This is a genomic window from Microbispora sp. CA-102843, assembly GCF_050936215.1.
GTDB lineage: Bacteria > Actinomycetota > Actinomycetes > Streptosporangiales > Streptosporangiaceae > Microbispora.
Genome location: NZ_JBNJNF010000001.1, coordinates 9794027 through 9817080, shown reverse-complemented (window position 1 = coordinate 9817080; position 23054 = coordinate 9794027). Strand labels below are relative to the sequence as shown.

General features: G+C 71.8%; 19 protein-coding genes. 11 read left to right on the top strand and 8 right to left on the bottom strand.

The genetic code is table 11. From position 1 onward, the window contains the following. Positions 1-19: 19 nt before the first annotated feature. The 3 genes from dnaN to ACQEVJ_RS45835 form a co-directional block, all read right to left on the bottom strand. A complete protein-coding gene (gene dnaN, locus ACQEVJ_RS45845; RefSeq protein WP_433112389.1) occupies positions 20-1111 on the bottom strand; it encodes a DNA polymerase III subunit beta in 1092 nt (363 codons plus the stop codon). 68 nt (positions 1112-1179) lie between these two features. Further along, complete coding sequence (locus tag ACQEVJ_RS45840) at positions 1180-1827, bottom strand: response regulator transcription factor (RefSeq protein ID WP_433112386.1); 648 nt, start codon at positions 1825-1827, stop codon at positions 1180-1182. Continuing rightward, complete coding sequence (locus ACQEVJ_RS45835) at positions 1818-3314, bottom strand: sensor histidine kinase (protein WP_433112384.1); 1497 nt, start codon at positions 3312-3314, stop codon at positions 1818-1820. Before ACQEVJ_RS45835 ends, ACQEVJ_RS45840 begins: the two co-directional genes overlap by 10 nt. 132 nt (positions 3315-3446) lie before the next feature. Here ACQEVJ_RS45835 and ACQEVJ_RS45830 point away from each other — a divergent pair, with 132 nt between their 5' ends. The 5 genes from ACQEVJ_RS45830 (at position 3447) to ACQEVJ_RS45810 (ending at position 7396) form a co-directional block, all read left to right on the top strand. Next, positions 3447-4313 (top strand): ABC transporter ATP-binding protein, encoded by an 867-nt coding sequence (locus tag ACQEVJ_RS45830; protein ID WP_433112381.1) that lies wholly within the window; start codon positions 3447-3449, stop codon positions 4311-4313. Then, positions 4310-5059, top strand: coding sequence for an ABC transporter permease (locus ACQEVJ_RS45825; RefSeq protein WP_433112378.1), 750 nt, complete (start codon positions 4310-4312; stop codon positions 5057-5059). Before ACQEVJ_RS45830 ends, ACQEVJ_RS45825 begins: the two co-directional genes overlap by 4 nt. A gap of 78 nt (positions 5060-5137) precedes the next feature. Then, complete coding sequence (locus ACQEVJ_RS45820; protein WP_433112375.1) at positions 5138-5929, top strand: helix-turn-helix domain-containing protein; 792 nt, start codon at positions 5138-5140, stop codon at positions 5927-5929. A gap of 79 nt (positions 5930-6008) precedes the next feature. Then, positions 6009-6491 (top strand): SRPBCC family protein, encoded by a 483-nt coding sequence (locus ACQEVJ_RS45815; RefSeq protein WP_433112372.1) that lies wholly within the window; start codon positions 6009-6011, stop codon positions 6489-6491. A gap of 170 nt (positions 6492-6661) precedes the next feature. Next, entirely contained in the window at positions 6662-7396 is a 735-nt protein-coding gene (locus tag ACQEVJ_RS45810) for a metallophosphoesterase (protein WP_433112369.1), read from the top strand. Here the strand turns inward: ACQEVJ_RS45810 and ACQEVJ_RS45805 are convergent. Beyond that, the gene (locus tag ACQEVJ_RS45805) at positions 7393-9327 is read right to left on the bottom strand and encodes a family 10 glycosylhydrolase (RefSeq protein WP_433112366.1); all 1935 of its coding nucleotides are present in this window, start codon (positions 9325-9327) and stop codon (positions 7393-7395) included. The two genes, ACQEVJ_RS45810 and ACQEVJ_RS45805, sit on opposite strands and share 4 nt — an antisense overlap. A 189-nt stretch (positions 9328-9516) precedes the next feature. Here ACQEVJ_RS45805 and ACQEVJ_RS45800 point away from each other — a divergent pair, with 189 nt between their 5' ends. Then, entirely contained in the window at positions 9517-11034 is a 1518-nt protein-coding gene (locus tag ACQEVJ_RS45800; RefSeq protein WP_433112363.1) for an N-acetylmuramoyl-L-alanine amidase, read from the top strand. 22 nt (positions 11035-11056) lie between these two features. On the opposite strand, the gene ACQEVJ_RS45795 is transcribed toward ACQEVJ_RS45800, so the two are convergent. Together ACQEVJ_RS45795 and ACQEVJ_RS45790 are read right to left on the bottom strand one after the other, a co-directional pair. After that, on the bottom strand, positions 11057-12364 hold the full coding sequence (locus tag ACQEVJ_RS45795; RefSeq protein WP_433112361.1) for a carotenoid oxygenase family protein: 1308 nt from the start codon (positions 12362-12364) through the stop codon (positions 11057-11059). A 38-nt stretch (positions 12365-12402) separates the two neighbouring features. Further along, entirely contained in the window at positions 12403-12960 is a 558-nt protein-coding gene (locus ACQEVJ_RS45790) for a hypothetical protein (protein WP_433112358.1), read from the bottom strand. 94 nt (positions 12961-13054) lie between these two features. Here ACQEVJ_RS45790 and ACQEVJ_RS45785 point away from each other — a divergent pair, with 94 nt between their 5' ends. From ACQEVJ_RS45785 to ACQEVJ_RS45770, 4 genes are all read left to right on the top strand, one after another. After that, complete coding sequence (locus ACQEVJ_RS45785) at positions 13055-13645, top strand: PadR family transcriptional regulator (RefSeq protein WP_433112355.1); 591 nt, start codon at positions 13055-13057, stop codon at positions 13643-13645. Between the two features lie 63 nt (positions 13646-13708). Then, the gene (locus tag ACQEVJ_RS45780; protein ID WP_433112353.1) at positions 13709-17227 is read left to right on the top strand and encodes a protein kinase domain-containing protein; all 3519 of its coding nucleotides are present in this window, start codon (positions 13709-13711) and stop codon (positions 17225-17227) included. Positions 17228-17430: 203 nt separating this feature from the next. Beyond that, positions 17431-18726, top strand: coding sequence for a TULIP family P47-like protein (locus ACQEVJ_RS45775; protein WP_433112350.1), 1296 nt, complete (start codon positions 17431-17433; stop codon positions 18724-18726). A gap of 39 nt (positions 18727-18765) precedes the next feature. After that, complete coding sequence (locus ACQEVJ_RS45770; RefSeq protein ID WP_433112347.1) at positions 18766-20328, top strand: TULIP family P47-like protein; 1563 nt, start codon at positions 18766-18768, stop codon at positions 20326-20328. Positions 20329-20335: 7 nt separating this feature from the next. On the opposite strand, the gene ACQEVJ_RS45765 is transcribed toward ACQEVJ_RS45770, so the two are convergent. After that, positions 20336-20965: a TetR/AcrR family transcriptional regulator C-terminal domain-containing protein gene (locus tag ACQEVJ_RS45765; RefSeq protein WP_433112344.1), complete on the bottom strand. Its 630-nt coding sequence runs from the start codon at positions 20963-20965 to the stop codon at positions 20336-20338. Positions 20966-21039: 74 nt separating this feature from the next. On the opposite strand from ACQEVJ_RS45765, the gene ACQEVJ_RS45760 reads away from it, so the two are divergent. Then, entirely contained in the window at positions 21040-21465 is a 426-nt protein-coding gene (locus ACQEVJ_RS45760) for an ester cyclase (protein WP_433112340.1), read from the top strand. 4 nt (positions 21466-21469) lie between these two features. Here the strand turns inward: ACQEVJ_RS45760 and dnaB are convergent, their stop codons facing one another. Continuing rightward, positions 21470-22792, bottom strand: coding sequence for a replicative DNA helicase (gene dnaB / locus ACQEVJ_RS45755; protein WP_433113322.1), 1323 nt, complete (start codon positions 22790-22792; stop codon positions 21470-21472). Positions 22793-23054: the final 262 nt, after the last annotated feature.

Genomic DNA, 23054 nt, shown 5'->3' with positions numbered 1-23054 from the left:
GCGGGGCCCGATCAGAGGCTCAGCCGAGCCGCAGGGACATGACGAGGTAGCGGAAGCCGGGGTCCTCGCCCTCGTCGGTGATCAGCGCGGGACGGGTCGGCGAGTCCATGTGGATGCGCGCCCGCTCGGTCTCGACGCCCGCCAGCCCGTCGAGCAGGAAGTGGGGCTGGAAGGCGATCTGGATGTCCGGACCCTCCAGCTCGGCGTCGACGACCTCAGCGCCCCTGCCGATGTCACCGCCCCCGGCCTGGATCAGCACCTGTCCCTGCGAGAACGACAGCCGGACCGCGGCGTTGCGCTCGGCGACCAGCACGACGCGCTTGACGGCCTCCACGAACGGTCCCACCGCCACGTCGGCGTGGATCGTCCACTCCGCGGTCAGCCGGGACCGATAGTCGATGAACTGGTCGTCCAGCAGGCGCACGGTCGTCGTGCGCCCCTGGCTCTCGAAACCCGCCACGTTGTCGCCCAGGCCGATGGCCACCTCGCCGCCCCGCAGCGATCGGGCCACCTCGACCAGCACCCGGGCGGGCACGACCACGCCGTGCCGCGCGTCCTGCCGCTCCGGATGCCACAGGAACTCGCCGGCGGCGATGCGGTAGCGGTCGGTGGCGGCCATCGACACCCGCACGCCCTCGATGTCCACGCGGATGCCCGTCAGCATGGGCAGCGTGTCGTCGCGGCTCGCGGCGGCGGCCACCTGCCCGACCGCGGTGGCGAAGGCGCCGCCGCCCACGGCGCCGACCTTCGGCGGCATCGGCGGCATGGCGGGGAAGTCCTCGTCGGGCATCGTGATCAGCCCGAACTCCGCGCTTCCGCAGGTGAGCACCGCCTCCGACCCGCTTCTGACGATCTCGACGGGCCGGGCGGGCAGGCTCCGGGTGATCTCGGCCAGGACCTTCCCGGGGATCAGCACCCGCCCCGGCTCCGCGACGTCGGCCTCGACGTCGGCACGGGCCGACACGTCGTAGTCGAAGGCGGACACCCGCAGGTCGTCTCCCGCCTCCAACAGCAAGCCCGCGAGGACGGGCACGGCGGGCCGGGCGGGCAGCACCCGGGCCGCCCACGCCACCGCGTCGGCCAGAACGTCGCGGTTAACCTGGAATTTCATCCCGACCTCCTGCCAGCGCATGACTCGACCTCAAAAGTAGCGGCCGGCACCGACATTCCCGTGCCGCGCTATTTGCTGTTGAGGAAGGCGAGCACGGCGAGGACGCGGCGGTTGTCGTCGTCGGAGGGCACCAGGCCGAGCTTGCCGAAGATGCTCGCCGTGTGCTTGCCCACCGCGCTGTCGCTGAGGAACAGCCGCTGCCCGATCGCGGCGTTCGACCTGCCCTCGGCCATCAGTTCCAGCACCTCGCGCTCCCGGGGGGTGAGGCGGCCGAGCGGTTCGTTGCGCGCGTTGCTCTCGAGGAGCCGGGCGATCACCTCGGGGTCCATGGCCGTCCCGCCGGCCGCGACCCTCCATACGGCGTCGACGAACTGCTCGCCGTTGAACACCCGGTCCTTCAGCAGGTAACCGACGCCGCCGGACCCGTCGGCCAGCAACTCCCTGGCGTACAGCTGCTCGACGTGCTGGGAGAGCACGAGGACCGGCATGCCTGGCACCTGCCGCCGCGCGGCCAGGGCGGCCTGCAGCCCCTCGTCGGTGAAGGTCGGCGGGAGCCGCACGTCCACGACGGCCACGTCCGGCTGCTCGCCGACCAGGGCGGCGAGCAACTCCGGGCCGGACTCGACCGCCGCGACCACCTCGAAGCCGTGCGCGCGCAACAGGGCGACCAGACCCTCCCGCAGCAGGTGCAGGTCCTCCGCCAGCACTACACGCACGCGCCCTCCACCGTTCGCCTGATCCGCGCCGTCGTCGCGATCGCGACGGCCAGCAGGCCGCCGCCGAGCAGAATCATGCCGACGATGACCGGCCACTGGAAGGGCTCGGGCATGTGCAGGGCGAGGAACCAGGACTTCTCCGTCGCTCCCACGAGCTTCATCACCATCGCGACCAGCCCCTGCGGGAACAGGGCGACCGGCCACAGCGCCCAGCAGATCCCGCCGAGGTAGCGCCACGGGGACAGCGGCACCGGCCGCACCCGGAACGCCCGGGGCAGCTCGATGGCGGCCGTGGTCGGGCCGCCCACCGGGCTGTTCACCGCGAGGACGCCCTCGAACGCCCCGAGCCTGCGCTCGATGCCGCGCAGGCCGGTGCCGCGCTCGGGATCCGCGCCGCCGCGACCGTCGTCGGTCACGGTCACGCGCAGCGCCGAGCCCTGCCCGCTCACGTCCACCCACGCCTCGGTCGCGTCGCCGTGGCGGGCGGCGTTGGCCAGCAGCTCGCTGACCGCGAAGTACGCCGCGGACTCCAGCGGGGCGGAGGCGCGCTCCGGCAGGTCGACCGTGACGTGGGTGCGCAGCGGGCTGTCCAGGGCGAGGGCGCGTACGGCGTCGCCGAGGCCGCGCTCGGCCAGCACCGGGGGATGGATGCCGCGCACCAGCCGCCGGATCTCCTGCAGCGCAGTCGCCGAGGCCTCCCTCGCCTTGCCGAGCAGCGCACGGGCGGCCTGAGGGTCGCTCTCCAGCAGTTGCTCGGCCGCGCCGATCGTCATGCCGATCGCCACCAGACGGGCCTGGGCGCCGTCGTGCAGGTCGCGCTCGATCCGGCGCAGCTCGGCCGCCTGCGAGTCGACGGCCTCGGTGCGGGCGGCGTCCAGACGGCTGACCCGCTGGGCCAGCCTGGCCTTCTCGGTGGGCCCGAGCAGCGCGGCGGCGACCCGGCCGTACAGGCGCACGGCCCACGGGGCGTACCAGTACGCGACGCTCACCGCGAGCAGGATCCAGACCGCGCCCACCGGGTCGCCTGTGGCCAGGCGGACGGCGCCGTACGCGATCGCGAGCAGCGGCGCGGCGGCGAGCAAGCCGCCCGTCCACAGGTCGCTGACCAGGAAGAGCAGGTCCCGCCAGGTCGCGGGATCTTTGACGTACCAGTTGAGCCGCTGGTTGTAGGCCGGGATCGTCGGCCTCTTGTACAGGGCCCGGCCCTCGCGATACCAGCCGTCGGACCACGGGACCGGAGGCGGCGGCGCCGGCCGGTAGGGTTCCTCGATCTCCACCCCCGACCATCGCCGCGCGAGGCGGCGGTTCAGCCGGGTCGTCGAGCGTGCCAGCCGTACGGCGGGAGGGAAGAGGAAGACCAGTCCGACTCCGAAGGCGAGCAGGACGGCGACCAGCGCCAGCAGGCCCACGACCTGTCCCAGCAGCGCGACGGCGGCGAGGACGGCGCCCCGGCCCAGGTTGATCGAAGTCCGGCGAGCTGAATCCATGCGTCCAGTCTGCGAGTTCCCGCCGGGTGCGCATAGTGGCCCCAGCCGCCCGATGGGGGTGGAGGAAAGTGCACCCCCATCGGGTCCGCAGCCGCATTCCGGGCCGCCCGCCCGGTTCCTAGCGTCGTCGGCATGGCAATCATCACCGTGGACCGCCTCCGCAAGACGTACGGAACGCGGGTGGCGGTCGAGGACGTGTCGTTCTCCGTGGAGGAGGGCGAGGTCTTCGGCATCGTAGGCCGCAACGGAGCGGGCAAGACGACGACGGTCGAGTGCGTGGCAGGGCTGCGCACGCCCACCGCGGGCACGGTCACCGTGGACGCGGACCTGAAGGAACAGGTCGGCGTGCAGCTCCAGGAGTGCTCGCTGCCCGACAAGATCCGGGTCGGGGAGGCGCTGGCGCTCTACGCCTCGTTCTACTCCCGTCCGGCCGACTGGCGGGCCCTGGCCGAGGAGGCCGGGCTCGACCTCCGCGCGTCCTTCGGCAAGCTGTCGGGCGGGCAGCGCCAGCGGCTGTCGGTCGCGCTCGCGCTGGTCGGAAGCCCGCGCGTCGCGATACTCGACGAGCTCACCACCGGCCTCGACCCGCAGGCCCGCCGCGAGACGTGGGACCTGGTCTCCCGGATCAGGGAGCGCGGCGTGACCGTCCTGCTCGTGACCCACTTCATGGAGGAGGTGGAGCGCCTGTGCGACCGGGTCGCGGTCATCTCCCGGGGGCGGGTGCGGGCGGTGGACACCCCCGCCGGGCTGGTCGCCCGCGCCGGCGGCGAGCAGCGACTGGTCTTCCACACCGATGATCCCGTCGACGCCCTGCGGGCGCTGCCCGAGGTGGCGTCCGTCACCAGCGACGGCGCGGAGGTCACCGTCACCGGCAGCGGCGACCTGCTGAGCGCCGTCGCCGCCGTGCTGCCCCCGTCCAGAATGCGGGGCCTGCGCATGGAGCGCACCACCCTCGACGACGCGTTCCTCGTTCTCACCGGCACTCAGGAGAAGTCATGACCAGAGCTTTGACGAGACTCACGGCCGTGGAGGCCCGGCTCTTCCTTCGCGAGCCGATGGCGGTGTTCTTCGCGATCGTCCTGCCGGTGGGATTGCTGCTGGGGCTCGGCACGACGATCCCCGGCTTCCGCGACGCGGATCCGTCGCTGGGCGGGCAGCGGTTCGTGGACGCGCCCTTCACGGCGATGATGGTGCTGCTGTCGGTCGTGACGCTCGGGCTGAGCGTGCTTCCGGCCGGCCTGGTGATGTACCGGGAACGCGGCGTGCTGCGGCGGCTGTCCACCACGCCGGTGCGGCCGGGCGCGCTGCTGGTGGCCCAACTGCTGATCAACGTGGTCGTGTCCGTGGTCGCGACCGCGCTGACACTGGCGCTGGGTCACCTGGTCCTCGGGGTGCCGCTGCCGGGATCGCCCTGGGCGTTCGCGGCGGTCTTCGTCCTCGGTTCGCTCACCATGCTCGCCGTCGGCCTGTTGCTGGCCGCCGTGGCGCCGAACGCCCGGGTCGTCCAGGGAGTGGGCTCGGCTCTCATGTTCCCCCTGCTGTTCCTCGCCGGGATGTGGCTGCCCCGGCCGCTCATGCCGGAGATCCTGCGCCGGATCAGCGACTTCACGCCCACGGGCGCGTTCGGGCAGGGGCTGATGGACGCCCTCGGCGGGCACGCCCCCCAGCCGCTCCACCTCACCGTACTGGCGGGCTGGACGCTGGCCGCCGGCCTCACCGCGGCCCGGCTGTTCCGCTGGGAGTAGCCGATGCGGGCCGGGTGGCCCGGCGCCTACCTCGGGGGTAATCGCCGGGCCGATCGGCGAGCGGATAGCGTCGGGGACGTGACCGTCGCCATGCTTCACCAGCGGCCGTTCGGCGAACTCCTGCGCCAGTGGCGCGAGCACCGGCGGCTGAGCCAGCTCGAACTGTCGAACCAAGCCGAGATCTCCACCCGGCACATCAGCTTCCTGGAGACCGGCCGGGCCACGCCGAGCCGCGACATGGTGCTCCACCTCGCCGAGCACCTCGACCTTCCGCTCCGCGAGCGCAACCACCTGCTGCTGGCCGCCGGATACGCCCCCGTCTACACCGAGTCGCCGCTCGACTCGCCGGGGATGGCGGCGGTGTGCGAGGCGATCCGGCGGCTGCTGTCGGCCCACGATCCCTATCCGGCCGTGGTGGTGGACCGCACCTGGGAACTCGTCGACGCCAACGAGGGCATCGGGCTGCTGACCGAGGGCGTGGACCCCGACCTGCTCGGCAACGTGCTGCGGGCGAGCCTGCACCCGGAAGGGCTCGCCCCGCACATCCTGAACCTGGGCGAGTGGCGGGCGCACCTGCTCGGACGGCTGCGCCGGCAGATCACGCTCACCGCCGACCCGCGGCTCACCGAGCTGTACGCCGAGCTGCGCGACTACCCCTGTGACCAGCCGGAACCCGAGGTGGAGCTGCCCGGGCCCGGGGACATCCTCGTGCCGCTCCGGGTGCGGCGGGCCGGGCGGGAGCTGTCGTTCTTCAGCATCGTGGCGACCTTCGGCACCCCGCTCGACATCACGGTCTCCGAGCTGGCCATCGAGTCGTTCTACCCGGCCGACCCCGCGACGGCCGCCTTCCTTCGCGGCACGTCTCCGTGATCATCCAGAGATCATCCGGCGTCCGCACGGCGATCCTGGCCTGCCACAATCCCCTCATCGAGAATCAGGGGAGGCCGGGGTGGGGGAGGAGACTGGGGTGCCCGCACGGGTGCTGACCAACACGTTCCACGTGGACGCCGCGCCGGAGGAGGTCTTCGAGCACCTCACGACGCCCGAGAGTTACATTGGCCTGTCACCGCTCGTGGTCGCCGTGCGGGACGTCGACCGGTCCGAGCCGGGGGCGGTGCGCTACACCTCCATCGAGCGGTTCCGCTTCCTCGGCCTGAAGTACGACAACCCCATCGCCGTCACGCTGCTGACCGAGCGCCTGGCCGGGGGACTGTCCGTACGGGGCCAGGTGCGCAGCCCCGGCGGCGTGCGGCTCGGGTACCGGTTCGACCTGTCGCCGGAGGCCGGAGGCACCCGAATGGACGACCGCCTGGACGTGAGCGCGTCCCGGTTCCTGCTGGGGTTCGCGGCGGGCCAGGCGCGGAAGGTGCAGCTCGCCCGGGCCCGGATCCTCGCCGAACGGCTGTCCGGGCGCTCTACGAGCGGTTCGTGAACGACTCCAGCGACTCGGCGTAGGTCGCCGTCGCGAGCGCCAGGTCGAGGGCAGCGAGCTCTCGGGCCGTCAGCGGCAGAGATACGTGTCACACCGCGGTGTTCACCGTCCTGACCGCCGCTCTCTCGCGTGAGAAGCTGGAGCTCCCACCATCCGCCCGGAGGTATCACATGCTCGTGCTGGCGCACGTCAGCGACATCCACATCGACGGAAGCGAGCGGAACACCTCGCGCGCCGCCCGCGCGCTCACCTACGCGCGGTCGCTGCGACCCGACGCGATCGTGCTCACCGGCGACCTGGCGGACCACGGCGCGATGGAGGAGTACGAGACCGTCCGCGAGCTGATCTCCGGCGACGACGTGCCGCTCGTGCTGTGCCCGGGCAACCACGACGCGCGCGGCAACCTCCGCAAGGTGCTGCTGGACCAGGACGGCGACCACCCGGTCAACCAGGCGCTCAACCTCGACCACGCGACGATCGCGCTGTGCGACTCCAGCATCCCCGGCCGGCCGGAAGGCGCGCTGGACGACGACACCCTGGCCTGGCTCGACTCCGTGCTCGCCGCCACGCCCGGCGTCCCGGCCTTCGTCGGCATGCACCACCCCGCCGTTCCGCTCGGCATCCCGTACGTGGACGGCATCCGGCTCGGGCGGCCGGAGGGCCTGGCCGAGGTCCTGGGCCGCCACCCGCACGCCATCGCGGTGCTGGCCGGGCACGCCCACACGGCGGCGGCGACGACGTTCGCCGGGCTGCCGCTCCTGGTCGCGCCGGGGGTGGTCAGCACCGCGCTGCTGCCGTCCGAGACCTCGGCGCGCCCGCCGGTCGACTACGACCTGCCGCCGGCCATCGCCCTGCACGTGCTCGACGACGGCCGGCTCACCACGCACTACCGGCCCGTCCCCTAGACCTTGGTGATGCGGACGGCGTCGGCGACGACGTAGCCGGTGGCGGAGGTCCACCGGCTCACGCCGACCACCTTGGAGGTCCCGGCGGGCAGCGCGAACGTGCCGAGCGAGCGCCACTGGCCGCCGCCCGTCCGCTGGTCCACCGACACCGTACGGTTGCCGCTCGACGTCGCCACGATGTAGGGCGTCGCGCTGTTGTAGCCGGGGTCGGACGGATACCAGACCTCGACCCGGTAGCTCCCGGCGCTGGGGATCGTGGCGGTGAACCAGGCCGGGTCGCTGGCCGCCACCGGGGTGGCGAAGCGGTAGTCGGCGCCGTACCGCTGGGCGGAGTAGGCCGAGACGCCCCAGGCCGAGCTCGCGGTGAAGGACGGCCCGGCGTTGTCGGCCACGATGCCGGACGCTCCGGTGGACGTCGCACCGCTGCTGGGCGCGCTCTCCTGCCGCCACCGGTCGAGCGCGGTGACGTAGTAGGTGGCGGTGCCGGTCGCCGTGGTGTCCGTGTAGCTCGTCTGCCTGGTCGTGGTGAGCAGGTTGCGGGCGTCGGCGAAAGAGCACGGATCGGCCGTCGAGACCGCGCCGTCGACCCGGTAGACCGCGTACGAGGAGCCGCTGCCCTGCCAGGAGAGGGCGACGCCGTTCGAGGTGCGGACGGCGGAGGTGATCGATGGGGCCGAGGGTGTGCCGCCGGTGCCTCGCGCGGGCGGGAGCGCCGGCCTGGAGTAGTGAGCCGACGCGAGGGCGGAGAAGCCGCCGATCCGGTCCGCCCTGACGTCCTTGGCGCTGAAGTAGACGTCGCCGGTCACCTCGGGGTGCTTCCTGTTGTCGTAGAGGTGGTCGCTCAGCTCGGCCGGGTCCTGCCAGGCGGCGTCCTGGCCGCTCACGCCGACCCGGTAGGCGGCCTGGCCGACGACGAGGCCGACGCCGGTCCCCCTGACGACGTCGGACCACCACCCGGTGAGCACCTCGTACGCGGCGGGGCCGTATCCGATGTTCCAGTAGATCTGCGGCGCGATGTAGTCCACCCAGCCCTGCTTCACCCACAGCCTGCTGTCGGCGTAGATCGCGTCATACGACTGCAGCCCGGAGGTCCGGGAGCCGAGGGGGTCGGTGGCGGAGTTGCGCCAGATGCCGAACGGGCTGACGCCGAAGGACACCCACGGCTTGGCCGCGTGGACGCGCTGGTCCAGCTCCCGCACAAGCCGGTTGACGTTGTCGCGGCGCCAGTCGCCGATGTCGGAGAAGCCTCCGCCGTACCGGCCGAAGGTGGCGGAGTCGGGGAGGGTCTCGCCGCTCACCGGATAGGGGTAGAAGTAGTCGTCGAGGTGGACGCCGTCGATGTCGTACCGCGTGACGGCATCCGTGATCGCGTCTTCGATGAAGGTCCTGACCTCGGGGATGCCGGGGTTGTAGTAGAGCTTGCCGCCGTACGCGAAGCGCCAGTCGGGATGCACGCGGGCCGGGTGGGTGGAGACCAGCGCCGCCGGGTCGTCGTTGTTGGCGATGCGATAGGGGTTGAACCAGGCGTGCAGTTCCAGGTCGCGGGCGTGGGCCTCGGCGACCAGGAACGCCAGGGGGTCGTAGCCGGGATCGCGGCCCTGGGTGCCGGTCAGCCACTGCGACCACGGCTCGTACGGCGAGGGCCAGAAGGCATCGGCGGTGGGCCTCACCTGCACCATCACCGCGTTCATGCGCCTGCTGACGGCCAGGTCGAGCCAGGAGCGCAGCTCGGCCTGCTGTGCGGAGACCCCGAGGCCGGTGCGGCTGGGCCAGTCGATGTTGGCGACCGTGGAGATCCACATGGCGCGCAGCTGCCGCTTGGGCGTCGCGGGATCCGTGGCGCAGGCCGCCGCGGCCGCAGGGCCCGGCGCGACGAGGGTGACGGCGAGGAGGGCGATCGTGGCCAGGAGGGTACGCGGGAGCGTGGTCACGAAGCGAAGTTTCAATGCCTTCTCTTGGCCGCGCAATAGTTTTCACCCGATCGGAGGGGGCCCAAATCTGTTCACGGCATGACGGGGAAGGCGGAAAGTTTCTTCTTACACGGCCGTGATGTCAATTATCGACATCGTGTCAGAACTGGCATACCGTGCAGCCGTCACCCCCCTCTCCAGGAGCCCCGTATGACCCTCCCCCTCGCCCGATTAGCCGCCCTCACCGCCTCCGCCCTCACCGCCCTCCTCGTCCTCTTCGGCCTCGCCGTACGGCCCGCCGTGGCGGCCGGGCCCACCCCGCTCCCCGTGGCGTTCGACCGCGCCGCCGCCGCGCACGACGTGCCGCGCGACCTGCTGGTCGCCGTGGCCTACGCCGAGACCCACCTCGACGACCACGGCGGCAAGCCGAGCGCGAGCGGCGGCTACGGGGTCATGCACCTGGTCACCAACCCCACGGTCCACGCTCTGGAGAAGGCCGCCGAGCTGACCGGGCTGCCGGTCGAGAAGCTGCGCTCCGACACCGAGGCCAACGTCTTGGGCGGCGCGGCCCTGCTGCGCGCCCACGCCGACGCGCTCGGCCTCGACGAGGCGGCGAGGAAGGACGCCGGCCGCTGGTATCAGGCCGTGGCCAGGTACTCCAACGCCACCTCGCCCGAGGTCGCCCGGCTCTACGCCGACGCCGTCTACGAACAGCTCGGCCTCGGGATGAAGGCCCGCGGCGTCACGGTCGCGCCGCGGGAGGTCACCGCGGACCGCGGCGCCTACGCCCAGGTCCGCGACCTGAACGCGCCGGTGGAGACGCTCAGCACCGACTACGGCCCCGCCGCCTGGGTCCCGGCCAGCTCCGCCAACTACACCGCGTCGAGCCGCCCGTCGAGCTACGCCATCGACCGGGTGGTCATCCACGTGACCCAGGGCTCGTACGCCGGCACGATCTCCTGGTTCCAGAACTCCGCCGCCCAGGTCTCGGCGCACTACGTGGTCAAGTCGTCGAACGGCGAGATCACGCAGACGGTGCGGGAGAAGGACATCGCCTGGCACGCGGGCAACTGGTCCTACAACACCCGCTCCATCGGGATCGAGCACGAGGGCTACATCAGCGACGCCTCGTGGTTCACCGACGCCATGTATCGCGCCTCGGCGGCGCTGACCCGCGCCATCTGCGACAAGTACGGCATCCCGAAGGACCGCGCGCACATCATCGGCCACAACGAGGTGCCGGGCGCCACCCACACCGACCCCGGCTCCTACTGGAACTGGACGACGTACATGAACTACGTGACCGGCGGCGGCACCCCGTCGTGGTCGGCCACGGTGGACAATTCGAGCAGCCAGTTCACGGCGAGCGCCAACTGGGGCACCTCGTCCTACTCCGGCCAGCGCTACGGCGCCGACTACCGCTTCGCGAACCCCGTGTCCGCCAGCGACCCGGCCTGGTATCAGGTCGCCGTCCCCAGCGCCGGCACCTACCGGGTCGAGGTGTGGTATCCGTCCGACCCCGGCTACAACTCCTCGGCGCCGTACATCGTGGCGACGTCGAGCGGCAACCAGACGGTCTACGTCGACCAGCGCTCCGGCGGCGGCACCTGGCGCAGCCTGGGCACGTTCTCCCTCAACGCCGGCACCTACAACGCCGTCGGCGTCAGCCGCTGGACCTCCGGCACCGGCTACGTCGTCGCCGACGCCGTCCGCGTCACCCGGGTCTGATCGAGATGAGCGTCCGTACGGCTCACGCGTCCGGGATCCACGAGCCGTGGAACCCGGCCGGCACCCGGCGCGGCAGCCGTACGGACGCCACCTGGGCCAGGTCCGACGCGTCGAGCACCAGCAGCTCGGCGCCGTGCTCGGTGCCCGCGATCGACAGCAGCCAGCCCTCGTCCTCGGCTCTGGCGCCCGAGGCGGGGACGAACACGGCCTCGCCCGGCGAGCGCTCGCCCGTCCGGTGCGCCCGGCTCGTGCCGTTCGCGGTGTCGTACTTCACGATCGCGCCCTTGCTGACCGCGTAGATGTAACGGCTGCTCAGGCCGGTGCGCGTCTCGTTGATCGTCGGGAACTCGACGTCCAGGTCGTCGAGCGGCTCGTCCTCGGCGACGCCGGTGGCGGGGTCGAGCGTCCAGCGGTGCAGCGCAGCGCCCCCGGTGTGGGCGGCCGGGTTGGCCGCGCCGCCGATGGTCGGCCAGAAGCCGCAGAACGCCCCCGGCGAGTAGCGCACCGCGTCGACGACGACGCGCCCGTGCTCGTCCTCGCTCGCGTTGCCCACATGGAAGACGTAGCAGGGGTCGATCTCGAACCACCGCACGTCGCCGGTCCTGCGGCTCATCACGCCCAGCCGTGCGCCGTACGCGTCGTCCCACCGGTAGGGCATGCCGTGGCCCACAAGGGCGAAGTCGAAGACGACCGGCAGGTCGAGCCACACCAGGTGGTGCTCGGTGATCGCGAAGTCGTGGGCCATGGTGGGCCCCGGCACGTCCACCGGCCGGCTCTCCACCAGCTCGCCGCCGGCCGACAGACGGTGGTAGGTGAGGTAGGGCTCGGCCCAGCCGTACCCGAAGAAGTGCAGTTCCCCGGTGATCGGGTCCTCCTTCGGGTGCGCGGTCATCGCCGTGGCCAGCCGCCCGCCGAAGTCGCAGGGGCCGAGGGTGCCGAGCTCAGGCGTCATCTCGTACGGCAGGCCGTTCTCGACGAGCGCGAGGATCTTGTCGGCGTGCCGGATCACGTGGGTGTTGGCGGGGACGGCCGCGAGGTCAACCCCGCGCTCGTGCACGTACGGCGCGCCGGCGAAGCGGGTGGTGCGGACCCAGCGGTTGCGGTACCACTCGGCCCGCCCGTCGCGCAGCCGGATGCCGTGGATCATGCCGTGGCCGACGAACCAGTGCCCCGGGTCCTCCCCCGGGCGGGGGTTGGGGCCGTTGCGGAAGTAGCGGCCGGTGAGCTCGGGCGGCAGCGTGCCCTCGATCGACAGGTCGATCGCGTCGATCTCGTCGGGCACGGGGGCGAGGCGGCCGGTCAGGTAGGAGGCGTTCATCTGTGCGGTCATTTCTGATGTCATGTCTGCGGTCATTGCGGGGACTCCGATCAGGCGGCGTAGCGGGCGCGGACGATCTGGGGGTAGCGGATGGTGAACAGGGCGGGGAGCGCGAAGCCGCAGACCTTGACCGCGATGATCGCGGCGGTGGCGTGCGGGGCGAAGGCGAGCAGCAGGGCGAGGCCGACGGCGTTGAGGGTGAAGCCCACCGCCCACACGGCGGTGATGACGGCGTTGACGCGGTAGAACAGCGGGGTCGCCTGCACCTCGGGCGCGGTCGTCCGGCGGGCGATGCCCAGCGTGAACGGCTTGCGGATGGCCAGCGACCCCCAGGCGGTGAGGGCCAGCCAGGCCACCGAGACGGCCGGGCCGTACTCGCCGAAGGGCGCCGGCGTGACCGTGAACGCGGCGAGTGTGAGACCGGCGAAGAACACCCCCGAGCTGAGCTCGATGACCATCTCGTCCCAGACGCGTCCCGCCCGGCGGTCGACGGCGAGCAGCACGAGCGACACGAGGAGCGCGGCCGCGGCTCCGAATCTGGCCTCGCCGTTCGTGCTGAGAACGGCGAAGGCGATCCAGGGGAGGAAGGTGAGGACGTAGCGGAGCACGGGGGGATCCTTAGGTTCGACATTCCACGAGTGACATGTCGAAAGTAGAACCTCCACTCGCGACATGTCAACACAGGAATGTACGATCGGACCCATGAGCCTTCGTCATGCCATGCTCGGCCTCCTGTCGGCCGGGCCCGCCAGCGGATACGACCTGCTGAAGACCTTCGAGCTGTCCCTGGAGAACGTGTGGCCCGCCACCCAGAGCCAGCTCTACGCCGAGCTGGGCCGGCTGGCAAAGGAAGGGCTGGTGCGGGTCGCGGCGGAGGGCCCCCGCGGGCGCAAGGAATACGAGATCACCGAGGAGGGCCGCGCCGAGCTGCGCCACTGGCTGGTCGAGGTGCCGCCCACCCTGACCCGGCGCAGCGACATGCTGCTGCGGGTCTTCTTCCTCGACCAGGTCGGCGCCGAGGCCGCACGCGGCTACCTGGAGCGGCTGGCCGAGCGGGCCGTCCACGAGCACGACCAGCTCCGCGGCATCCGCGAGTTCATCATCGCTCAGGGCGACGACGCGCTGCGGCTGTACGGCGACATCGCCCTGGAGTGGGGCCTGCGCCTGACCGCGGCGCAGCGCGACTGGGCCGAGTGGGCGGCCGGCCGGGTCGGGGCGCTCGAACACGAGAAGGCGCTCGAACACGAGAAGGCACTGGAGCCCGAGAAGGCCGGGCAGGCCGGGGCCGACTGACAACTTCCGCGGTCCCGGCGGCATCTAACGACCCGAGCCGCCCGCGACCCCTGGAGGAACCTCATGCCCACGGCCTCCGCCCTCCTCCCCGGCGACCCGCCGCGCCTGGGGGACTTCTGGCTGGCCGGCCGCCTCGGCGCGGGCGGCCAGGGCGTGGTCTACGAGGCGTACGACGCGGAGGGCACGCGGGTCGCGGTCAAGGTGCTGCACGGCGACGCCGCCGGCGATCCCGAGCTGCGGGAGAGGTTCGGCAAGGAGGCCGCCGCGGCCCGCCGGGTCGCCTCGTTCTGCACGGCCCGGGTGCTCGCCGTCGAACTCGACGCCCCCAAGCCGTACATCGCCAGCGAGTACGTCGAGGGGCCGAGCCTGCGCCGGGCGGTGACCGAGGGCCGCCGGTTCGCGGGCGACGAACTGCACCGCCTGGCCACCGCCGTGGCGACCGCCCTGGCGGCCGTCCACGGCGCCGGGGTCATCCACCGCGACCTCAAGCCCGACAACGTGCTGCTCGGCCCGGACGGCCCCCGCGTGATCGACTTCGGCATCGCCCGCACGCTGGAGATGTCGCTCACCACGACGGGCCTGGTCACCGGCACGCCCACGTACATGGCGCCCGAGGTCTTCACCGGGCAGCGGGCCGGCGCCCCCGCCGACGTCTTCTGCTGGGGGGCCGTCGTCCTGTTCGCCGCGAGCGGCGACGACCCCTTCAGGGCCGAGACCCTGGGCGCGGTCATGCACCGGGTGCTGTCCACCGACCCCGACCTCGGCGTGCTGCCCGGCTCCCTGCGCCCGCTCGTCGAGGCGGCGCTGGCCAAGGAGCCCTCGGCCCGTCCCACCGCCAAAGAGCTCCTCCTCGGCCTGGTGAACGGCTTCCACGGCAGCGACGCCGACCTGCTGCGCGCGGGCAGCGCCGAGGCCGAGCCGCTCGGCCGCGACGTCGCCGCCTCCTGGGCCGCCGACCCCGCGCTCGGCACCCTGGCCGAGGACGCGTACGGCCTGCTCGGCACCGGTGAACGGGAGCTGGTCCCCGACCTGCTGCTCAGGATGGTGAGCGCCGGCGACGGCGGGGAGATCACCGCGAGGCCGCTGCCACGCGAGGAGGTGTTCGCCGGACGGACCCACGAGGAGGAGGCCGGCCTGCGGCGGGTGCTGGAGGTCTTCGGCTACCTCCTCATCGGGCGCGGCGACGACATCGTGCTCACCCGGCCGGCCCTCGTGCAGGCCTGGCCCCGCCTGCGCGCATGGGTGGACGACGAACGCGCCGGGCTGCCGGTGCACGACTCGATCCGCACCGCGGCCCGGCACTGGCACGAGCACGGCCGCCGCGAGGGCGAGGTGTTCCAGGGCAGCCGCCTCGACACCGCCCTGCGCTGGGCCGCGACCGGACGGCGGCACATCGTCTTGAACCCGCTGGAGCGCGACTTCCTCGACGCCTGCACCGCCGCCGTACGCCGCCGGGTCCGGCGACGCCGCCTGGTGACGGTCCTGCTGGCCGTGCTGCTCGTGCTGACGCTGGTCGCGGGCGCCCTGGCCGTACGGCAGAGCATGGTCGTGTCGGCCCAGCGCGACCAGGCCGTGGCGGCCCAGGCGGCGGCGACGGCCGACACCCTGCGCACCACCGACCCGGCCGGGGCGATGCTGCTCAGCGCCGCCGCCTGGCGGGTCTCCCCCACAACGGGCACGCGCTCGGTGCTGACGAGCTCGTGGGCCGGGCGCGAGCGCACCGCGTTCGCCGATTCAGAGGGCAGCGGCGAGACCATCCGGCTGCTGTCGCCCGACGGCCGCCGCCTGGTGAGCGTCGACTCCGGCGGTGTACGGATCCACGACCTGCGCACCGGCAAGCGGGTCGGCGGCTGGGCCGACCTGCGCCTGGGACAGGAACGGGTGCTGAGCGCGAGCCTCGGCCCGAGCGGAAGGCGGCTGGTGGTCGAGAGCACCGGCGCCCTGCGGGTGTGGGACCTGACCACTGGCGCGGTCGTGGCGTCGCGCGGCATCCGTCCGGACCTGCGCCGGGAGAACATGGTCGTCCTCGGCGCGGGCGACCGGTACGTCGTGGTCTACGAGGGCCCGGGCAACACGATCTGGGACACCCGCACCGGCCGGGTGATCGAGCCTCCGACCTTCATGAACGACCGTTCCTTCTCCCCGGCCGGCGACCGGGTCGCCGTCGCGACCAGCCGGCACCGTTTCCAGCTCCTGCGGCTCCCCGAGGCCACACCGATCCGCGACTGGCACGAGCGCGGGGCCTGCACCGGCACGGCCATGGCGGTCGCCTTCAGTCCCGACGGACGGCGCCTCGCCTGCGGCACGAAAAACATGATCACCCTGATCGACGCGGCCAGCGGGCGCAAGCTCTGGTATGCGGACGGGGATGGCACCCGGCTCTGGTTCAGCCCTGACGGCCGCTACCTCGCCACTGGCGCAGACACGTTGGGGCTCATCCGGGTGCGCGACGGTGCGCCGCTGCTGACCTTCCGCGCCGCCGCCGACGCGGTCGCCTTCGACGGCTCCCTGCTGCGTTACCTGGTGGACGACACCGTGGTCGGCCTGGACGTCTCCGACCTCGACTCCCCCGTACGGCTGCCCGGGAGCGCTCCGAGCGCGGCGGCCTTCAGCCCCGACGGGCGGCTGCTGGCGACCCGCACCGGGCCGACGGTGACACTGTGGGACGCCGCGCGGCGGACGCGGGCGGGCGACCCACTGCCGACCACGGGCGGTGACTTCGCACCGGCCTTCAGCGGCGACGGGCGTCTCGTCGCCGCCATCGACGGGACGGTCAACCAACTGGTCCGCGTCTGGGACACCGCGACCCACGCCGAGATGGCGAAGGTGACGCTGCCCGGGAAGTGGTACGCCATGTCGGTCGCCCTGAGCGGCGACGGACGGCTGCTCGCGATAAGTGCCGAGACCGGCCGTCGCGAGACCGGCGGGAACGGCCGGGTCCTGGTCTGGGACCTCAGGGGGAACCGGGCGTTCCGCACGATCACCCTGGACGACGCCTTCGACGTCGTCTTCCGGCCGGGCGGTCGCATGCTCCTCCCCGTGGAGGCGTCCGCCAACCGCCTGATCGACGTGCTCACGGGAGAACCGGGGGGCCCACCGCTCGGTACGGGCGGCGCTCACGCGGCGCTCGCCGAACTGGCCTTCTCCCCCGACGGACGGACCCTCGCCACCGGCGACATCAGCGGACGCCTGGCGTTCTGGGACGTGGCCACCGGCCGCAGGAACGGGCCCCTCCTCCAGGCTCAGGCCGGCCCGTTCGCCCAGATCGTGTTCTCCCCTCGGGGAGACGTCGCGGCCTCGATCGGCCTCGACCGGACGCTCCAGCTCTGGCAGGTCGCGACGCCCCGCAAGCTCGGGCAGGCCGTCACGGGCGGCGAGGGCGAATACCTGGCCGCCGGTTTCACCGCCGACGGCTCGGTGCTGCGCACCCTCGACGGGCAGGGCTCTCTGCGCGAGGTCCCCGTCGATCCCGGACGGGTGATCAGGGACCTCTGCGCCCGCGCCGGCCGTACGCTCACCGAGGCCGAGTGGCGGACCTACCTACCCGACGTGGCGTACCGGGATCCGTGCCCACGCTCCTGACAAGCGCGACAACCCGGCATACATCGGATGGCGATCCGGCCGGGTCATGCTCCTGCCATACCGCGATCGGGGCGCGGTGCGGGGGGAAGCGGGGATCACGGCTCCGGGGGGCGCCGGCGGGGGCCGGTGCGGAGCCCGTGACCGGCGGTGGCGTCCAATGCGGGACGCCACCGGGGTGGCACGGGGATGACAGGGGCTGACCCATGGATCTGCACGGCTGGGACACCGTGACCACGCTGTCGGCGGAGTCCGTGAACCGGATGCTCGCCGTCCGGCCGCGGACGCCGGCCGACGAATTCTCCTTCGGGGGAGAGAACTTCGGCACGCCGTACAAGGGCTCTGCGCGTCTGGGGGCATGGCGCGTCCTGCCCGGCGACCCGGGAGACCTGCTGCGGCTGGCGCTGCCGATCACATCGGGAGGCGTCGCGGGGGGAACCGGCGACGTGATCGACCTGACCGGCGCCACCGCGGTGGTGACGGTCTCCCTCCACCTCCTGCCGGGCGACGTGGGGCGGCCGAGAGACCTCGCGTTCGACCTGACCAGAGCCGGACGCCCGGGCGACGTGCCCGTGCCCGGCGTGGTCACCCCTGTGGCGCTCACCGGCCCGGCGAAGGTCCTCGACCGGCTTGGACAGACCGGGCGGGACATCGTCGTGAGCGCCATCGCCGAGCACCTGGTCGAGCACGCCGCGGAGCTGACGTACACGCTCGCCCAGGTCAATCTGGTCGCACCGGGGCGGGGCGGCCGGCTGGACCCGGTCCGTTCGGCGTTCTGCTACTCGCGCAGCCTCGCGCCGGACGACCCCGGGCACGTCGCGGTGCTCAGCGTCACCGACGGCCGTGACGTCTCCGGGCTGCCCAGGATCGTCGACCCGGAGCTGACCACCGACGGCGGGGAGGTGACGTTCGCCGTGTCCCCGGAGCTGTTCCTGACCGAGATGGTCCGGCCCGGCCTGCCCGGGGTGTTCGGCGGCGACGCCTCCGTCGCGGACCTCGCCTACGATCCCGCCCTCCGGGCCATACGCAACACGTCCACCTTCTCCACCAGGTCCCTGCGTGAAGGGGCGATCTGGTACACACCGCGCGTGACGTCGCTGACGGTCGGGGTCGTCGGGGGTGAGCTGGCCATCCGGGTCGAGGGCGACTGCGATCTCAAGGCCGGCATCTCGATGACCTACTGGGTGACGAGCCAGTCCCGCATGGTCTTCGACCCCGCCTCCGCCCGTATCTCGTTCGTCTCCGACCACGAGCCGCGCAGCGGCTACCAGGCAGACGTTCCCTTCTGGTACATCCTCGGCGGGCCGGTAGTCGAGGGCGTCACCCAGCTGATCGTCACGATCATCAGCAAGGACCTGGCCGGACGGCTCGGCTCCCAGGAGGGACCGACCGGGCTGGACCGGTGGACCAGCAGGGCCGTGCAGTGGCACGGAGCCCGCACCGTCGCCGTCGAGCGCGCGACGCTCGACGGCTGTTTCCTCCTCAGCGGCCGCCTGGCCTGACGGCCGGCCCGCGATCACCAAGCATCCCAGGGAGATGCCATGACGCTGCAGATACCCCTCGGCTCCCTCGACCTCGACAAGAGCAGCCTGATCCACCTCCAGCTGACCGACGCCGAGCTCAGCAAGGCACGCGAGGAGCAGGGACAGGCCCGGCTCGCACTGGCCGCCCCTGTCACTTCGGGGGTCACGTTCAGCACGGGCGGCTGGGACACGGTCTTCGCCATCCGGATCAGCGACGTCAACCACGCCATCGCGGCGAACGCGGTCTCGCCCACCACCTGGCGGGCGCGGGTCGAGGCCTCGGACTTCGGCCCCCAGATCGACGCGACCGGCACCTTCGGCACCTGGTCTGCGGCCGTCGGCGGCGGATCAGGCACGAACCTGCGCATGCACCTGCCGTTCGACGCGACGGTGACCGTGAACGGAAAGGACCACCCGGTCAAGGGCGGTGTCGCCTACGTGGTCGTGCATCTGATCTTCCTGCCCGATCCCGGTACGCAGGGCTCGGGCTCCAAGGACCTCGTGGTCCGCACGACCGACCGGGGCCCGGACAACCCCGTCGTCGAGGTGTCCTCGGTGACCTACACCTCGCCCGCGCGGGACGAGAACCTGGACCGCGCGCTCAAGGACGTCCTCACGGTCTGGTGCGACGCCAACATCGCGGAGTTCAAGCACGTGTTCGCCACGGTCGACATCGGCAGGATCGAGGGCGAGGGCGACTTCTCGTGGCTGGCCCCCACCTACACCGCGTACGCGTACGCCGACGGCCCCACCCCTGACGACGCGCTGCTGGGCGTGCTCTGCATGACGGACGGCCGCGACATCGCCGGGAAGGTCGAAGGTCTCGAGTCCGGTGCGCTTCCCGAGGGCGCGCGGGCCGGCTTCAGCATCTCGGCGGAGCGCTTCCTGGAGAAGATGGTTCTTTCCGGGATCCAATCCCACTTCCCCAAGGCCTCGCCGAAGACGTTCCAGGTGACCAACAACAACACCCAGATCGTGGCCACCGATACCGTCAAGCTGGATCCGGTGCGGGTCGGGCTCGTCGACTATCACCCGGAGATGACGACCTTCCAGGTCACGGTGTCCGGAACCGAGATCGAGATCTACGCGTACGTTCACACGAACATCTCGCCGGGCATCGACGCCTACGCCGAGGTCACCCACTACGCGACGCTGAAGCTGGGCACGAAGGCGGACGGCACCCAGTCCCTCACGTTCGTGGAGACGCGGGAGCCGAAGAAGAACGGCTGGTCCACCGTGGCGCCGTGGGTGGAGGGCCTGGAGATCAGCGCGGACGTGATCCTCGCCGTCGTGAGCGCCATCGCCTCCAACGTCGCGACCGCCGGCCGGCGGCTCGTGATCCGGGTGGTCATCGCGATCGTCGCGGCGGGGCTCATCGGGACCATCGCCGCGGTACTGGAGAAGATCCCGGAGTGGATCGCCGGTGACGTGCCGGACGCGCTGCCGTCCATCGACCCGCTCGTGGAGAGCGCCACCCGCCCGTTCCGCTGGCCCAACGCGAAGAAGAAGTTCGTGCTCACCGCCGTCGGCCTCAACGGGGCGCTGCAACTGAGCATCAACCCCGGGTTCCCCGACGCCTGACCGCGATCTAGATCGTCCCGCGGGGAGCCAGGCCCCGGAGCAGGGCGTCGAGCGCGCGGTCGAAACGCGCCTGATGGTCCTCGGGGGTGCCCAGTCCGGCCCGCAGCGCCTCGGCCAGGACGGGGTACTCCCCCGGGTCCAGGCTCTCCATCGTGCCGGCGACGTCCGGCTCGTCGTGCCCCGGCGTCCGCCCGGCCTCGGCCAGCGTGTGCCCCATGACGAACGTGGCCACCGCGTTGATGAGCTGGAGCCCCTCCAGCGCGCCGAACCCCTCGGCCCGCAGCGCGGCCGCCATCCGCTCCACGGTCGCCAGGCCGCCGGGCGCGAGCACCGGCCGGGTGGCGACCAGCGGCAGCAGGGCGGGGTGCGCGAGCAGCTCCCGCCGGATCGCGACCGCGAAGGCGCGAAGCCACTCCCGCCACGGGCCCACCGGCTCCACCGTGACCCGCGAGACCGCCATGTCGATGAGCCCGTCCAGGACGGCGTCCTTGTTCGGCACGTAGTAGTAGAGCGTCATCGCCTCCACGCCCAGCTCGGCGCCGAGCTTGCGCATCGACAATGCCGTGATGCCCTCCCTGTCGACCAGGGCCAGCGCGGCGGCGAGCACCTTCTCCCTGGACAGTCCCGCTCTCGGCATCGGTCCTCCTGTTGACGTTTCTTACGGCGTAAGACTATCGTCCTCTTACGCCGTAAGAAACGAAGGAGACGAGCATGAGCACCGCCGCGAAGACCGTCGTCCAGGGGCTGTTCGACGCCATCAACGACCGGAGGCTGGGCGACCTGCGCCGCTACATGACCGACGACGTGATCGACCACAACAAGGTGATCCACGGGGAGCCGGACGAGCCGGGCGCGGCGTTCGACGCCATCGCCCAGCAACTCGACGCGTTCGGTCCGTTCCACCTGAAGGTCGAGGAGATGATCGGCGAGGGCGACCGGGTGGCCGTGCGGCTGACGATGTCGGGGGTGAACTCCGGTTCTCACCCGCGGATGCCGGAGCCCACCCACCGTTCGTTCACGGTCGAGGCGATCTTCATCCTCACCCTGCGGGAGGGGAAGATCTCCGAGATGCGCGCGGTGAGCGACCGCCTGGGCATGTTCCTCCAGCTCGGCTGGGACTGGCCCGAGGTCGACTGAGCAGCTAGTGAGTGGCCATGTCCACGAAGCGGCTGTAGTGGCCCTGGAAGGCCACCGTGACCGTGGCCGTCGGGCCGTTTCGGTGCTTGGCCACGATCAGGTCCGCCTCGCCCGCGCGCGGCGACTCCCGCTCGTACGCGTCCTCCCGGTGCAGCAGGATGACCATGTCCGCGTCCTGCTCGATCGAGCCCGACTCACGCAGGTCCGACACTTGTGGGCGCTTGTCCGTACGCTGCTCGGGACCACGGTTGAGCTGGGAGATCGCGATGACCGGCACCTCCAGCTCCTTGGCCAGCAGCTTGAGCGCCCGGGACAGCTCCGAGACCTCCTGCTGGCGGCTCTCGGTCTTCTTGGGCGAGCTCATGAGCTGGAGATAGTCGACGATCACGAAGCGCAGGTCGTGACGCTGCTTGAGGCGGCGGCACTTGGCCCGGATCTCCATCATCGACATGTTCGGGGAGTCGTCGATGAACAGCGGCGCCTCGGCGACCTCGCCCATCCGGCGGGCCATCCGCGTCCAGTCGTCGTCGCTCATCAGGCCCGAGCGCATCGTGTGCAGCGCCACCCGCGCCTCGGCGGACAGCAGACGCATGGTGATCTCGTTGCGCGACATCTCCAGCGAGAAGACGACCGTGGTCATCCCATGCTTGATCGCCGCAGATCGGGCGAAATCCAGACCTAGGGTGCTTTTTCCGATTGCGGGGCGGGCGGCCACGACGATCATCTGGCCAGGGTGGAGGCCGTTGGTCAGGGCGTCGAGGTCCTGGAAGCCGGTCGGGACGCCGACCATCTGGCCGCCGCGGCTGCCGATGGCCTCGATCTCGTCCAGCGCCGACGGCATGATCTCCGACAGCGGGAGGTAGTCCTCGGACGTGCGGCGCTCGGTGACCTTGTAGATCTCGGCCTGCGCGCGGTCGACCAGGTCGTCGACCTCCTCGCCCTGGCCGCCGTACCCGTAGGAGACGATGCGGGTGCCGGCCTCGATGAGGCGGCGCAGGACGGCCTGCTCCCGGACGATCTTGGCGTAGTAGCCGGCGTTGGCGGCGGTGGGCACGATCGCGGTCAGCGTGTGCAGGTACGCGCCGCCGCCGACCCGGGCGACCTCGCCGCGCTTCTGCAACTCGTCGAAGACGGTCACCGAGTCGGCGGGCTCGCCCCGGCCGTACAAATCGGTGATCACCTCGAAGACGATCTGGTGGGCCGGCCGGTAGAAGTCGTCTGCGCGCAGCACCTCGATGACGTCGGCGATGGCATCCTTGGACAGCAGCATGCCGCCCAGCACCGACTGCTCGGCCTCGATGTTGTGCGGCGGCGTCCGCTCGAACATCGAATCGGAGCCTCCCGGTCCCCCCGGGAAGTCGAGCACGCTCACCCTCACACCCCCTGCCCAGCGGTCACAGCATCCCCAGCCCAGTGCGCAAGTCTCCCCAACACCAGGGCCGGGCGGCAACTTGACCAGTGGACAACCCTGTGGACAACGTGTGCAGTCCGCTCCCCGGACATGTGAAAACCCTGGGGACGACCCTGTGGACAGCGATGTGACCGCATCGGGGAAGCCCGCTCCCACCTGGGATTTCGATATCCACGGC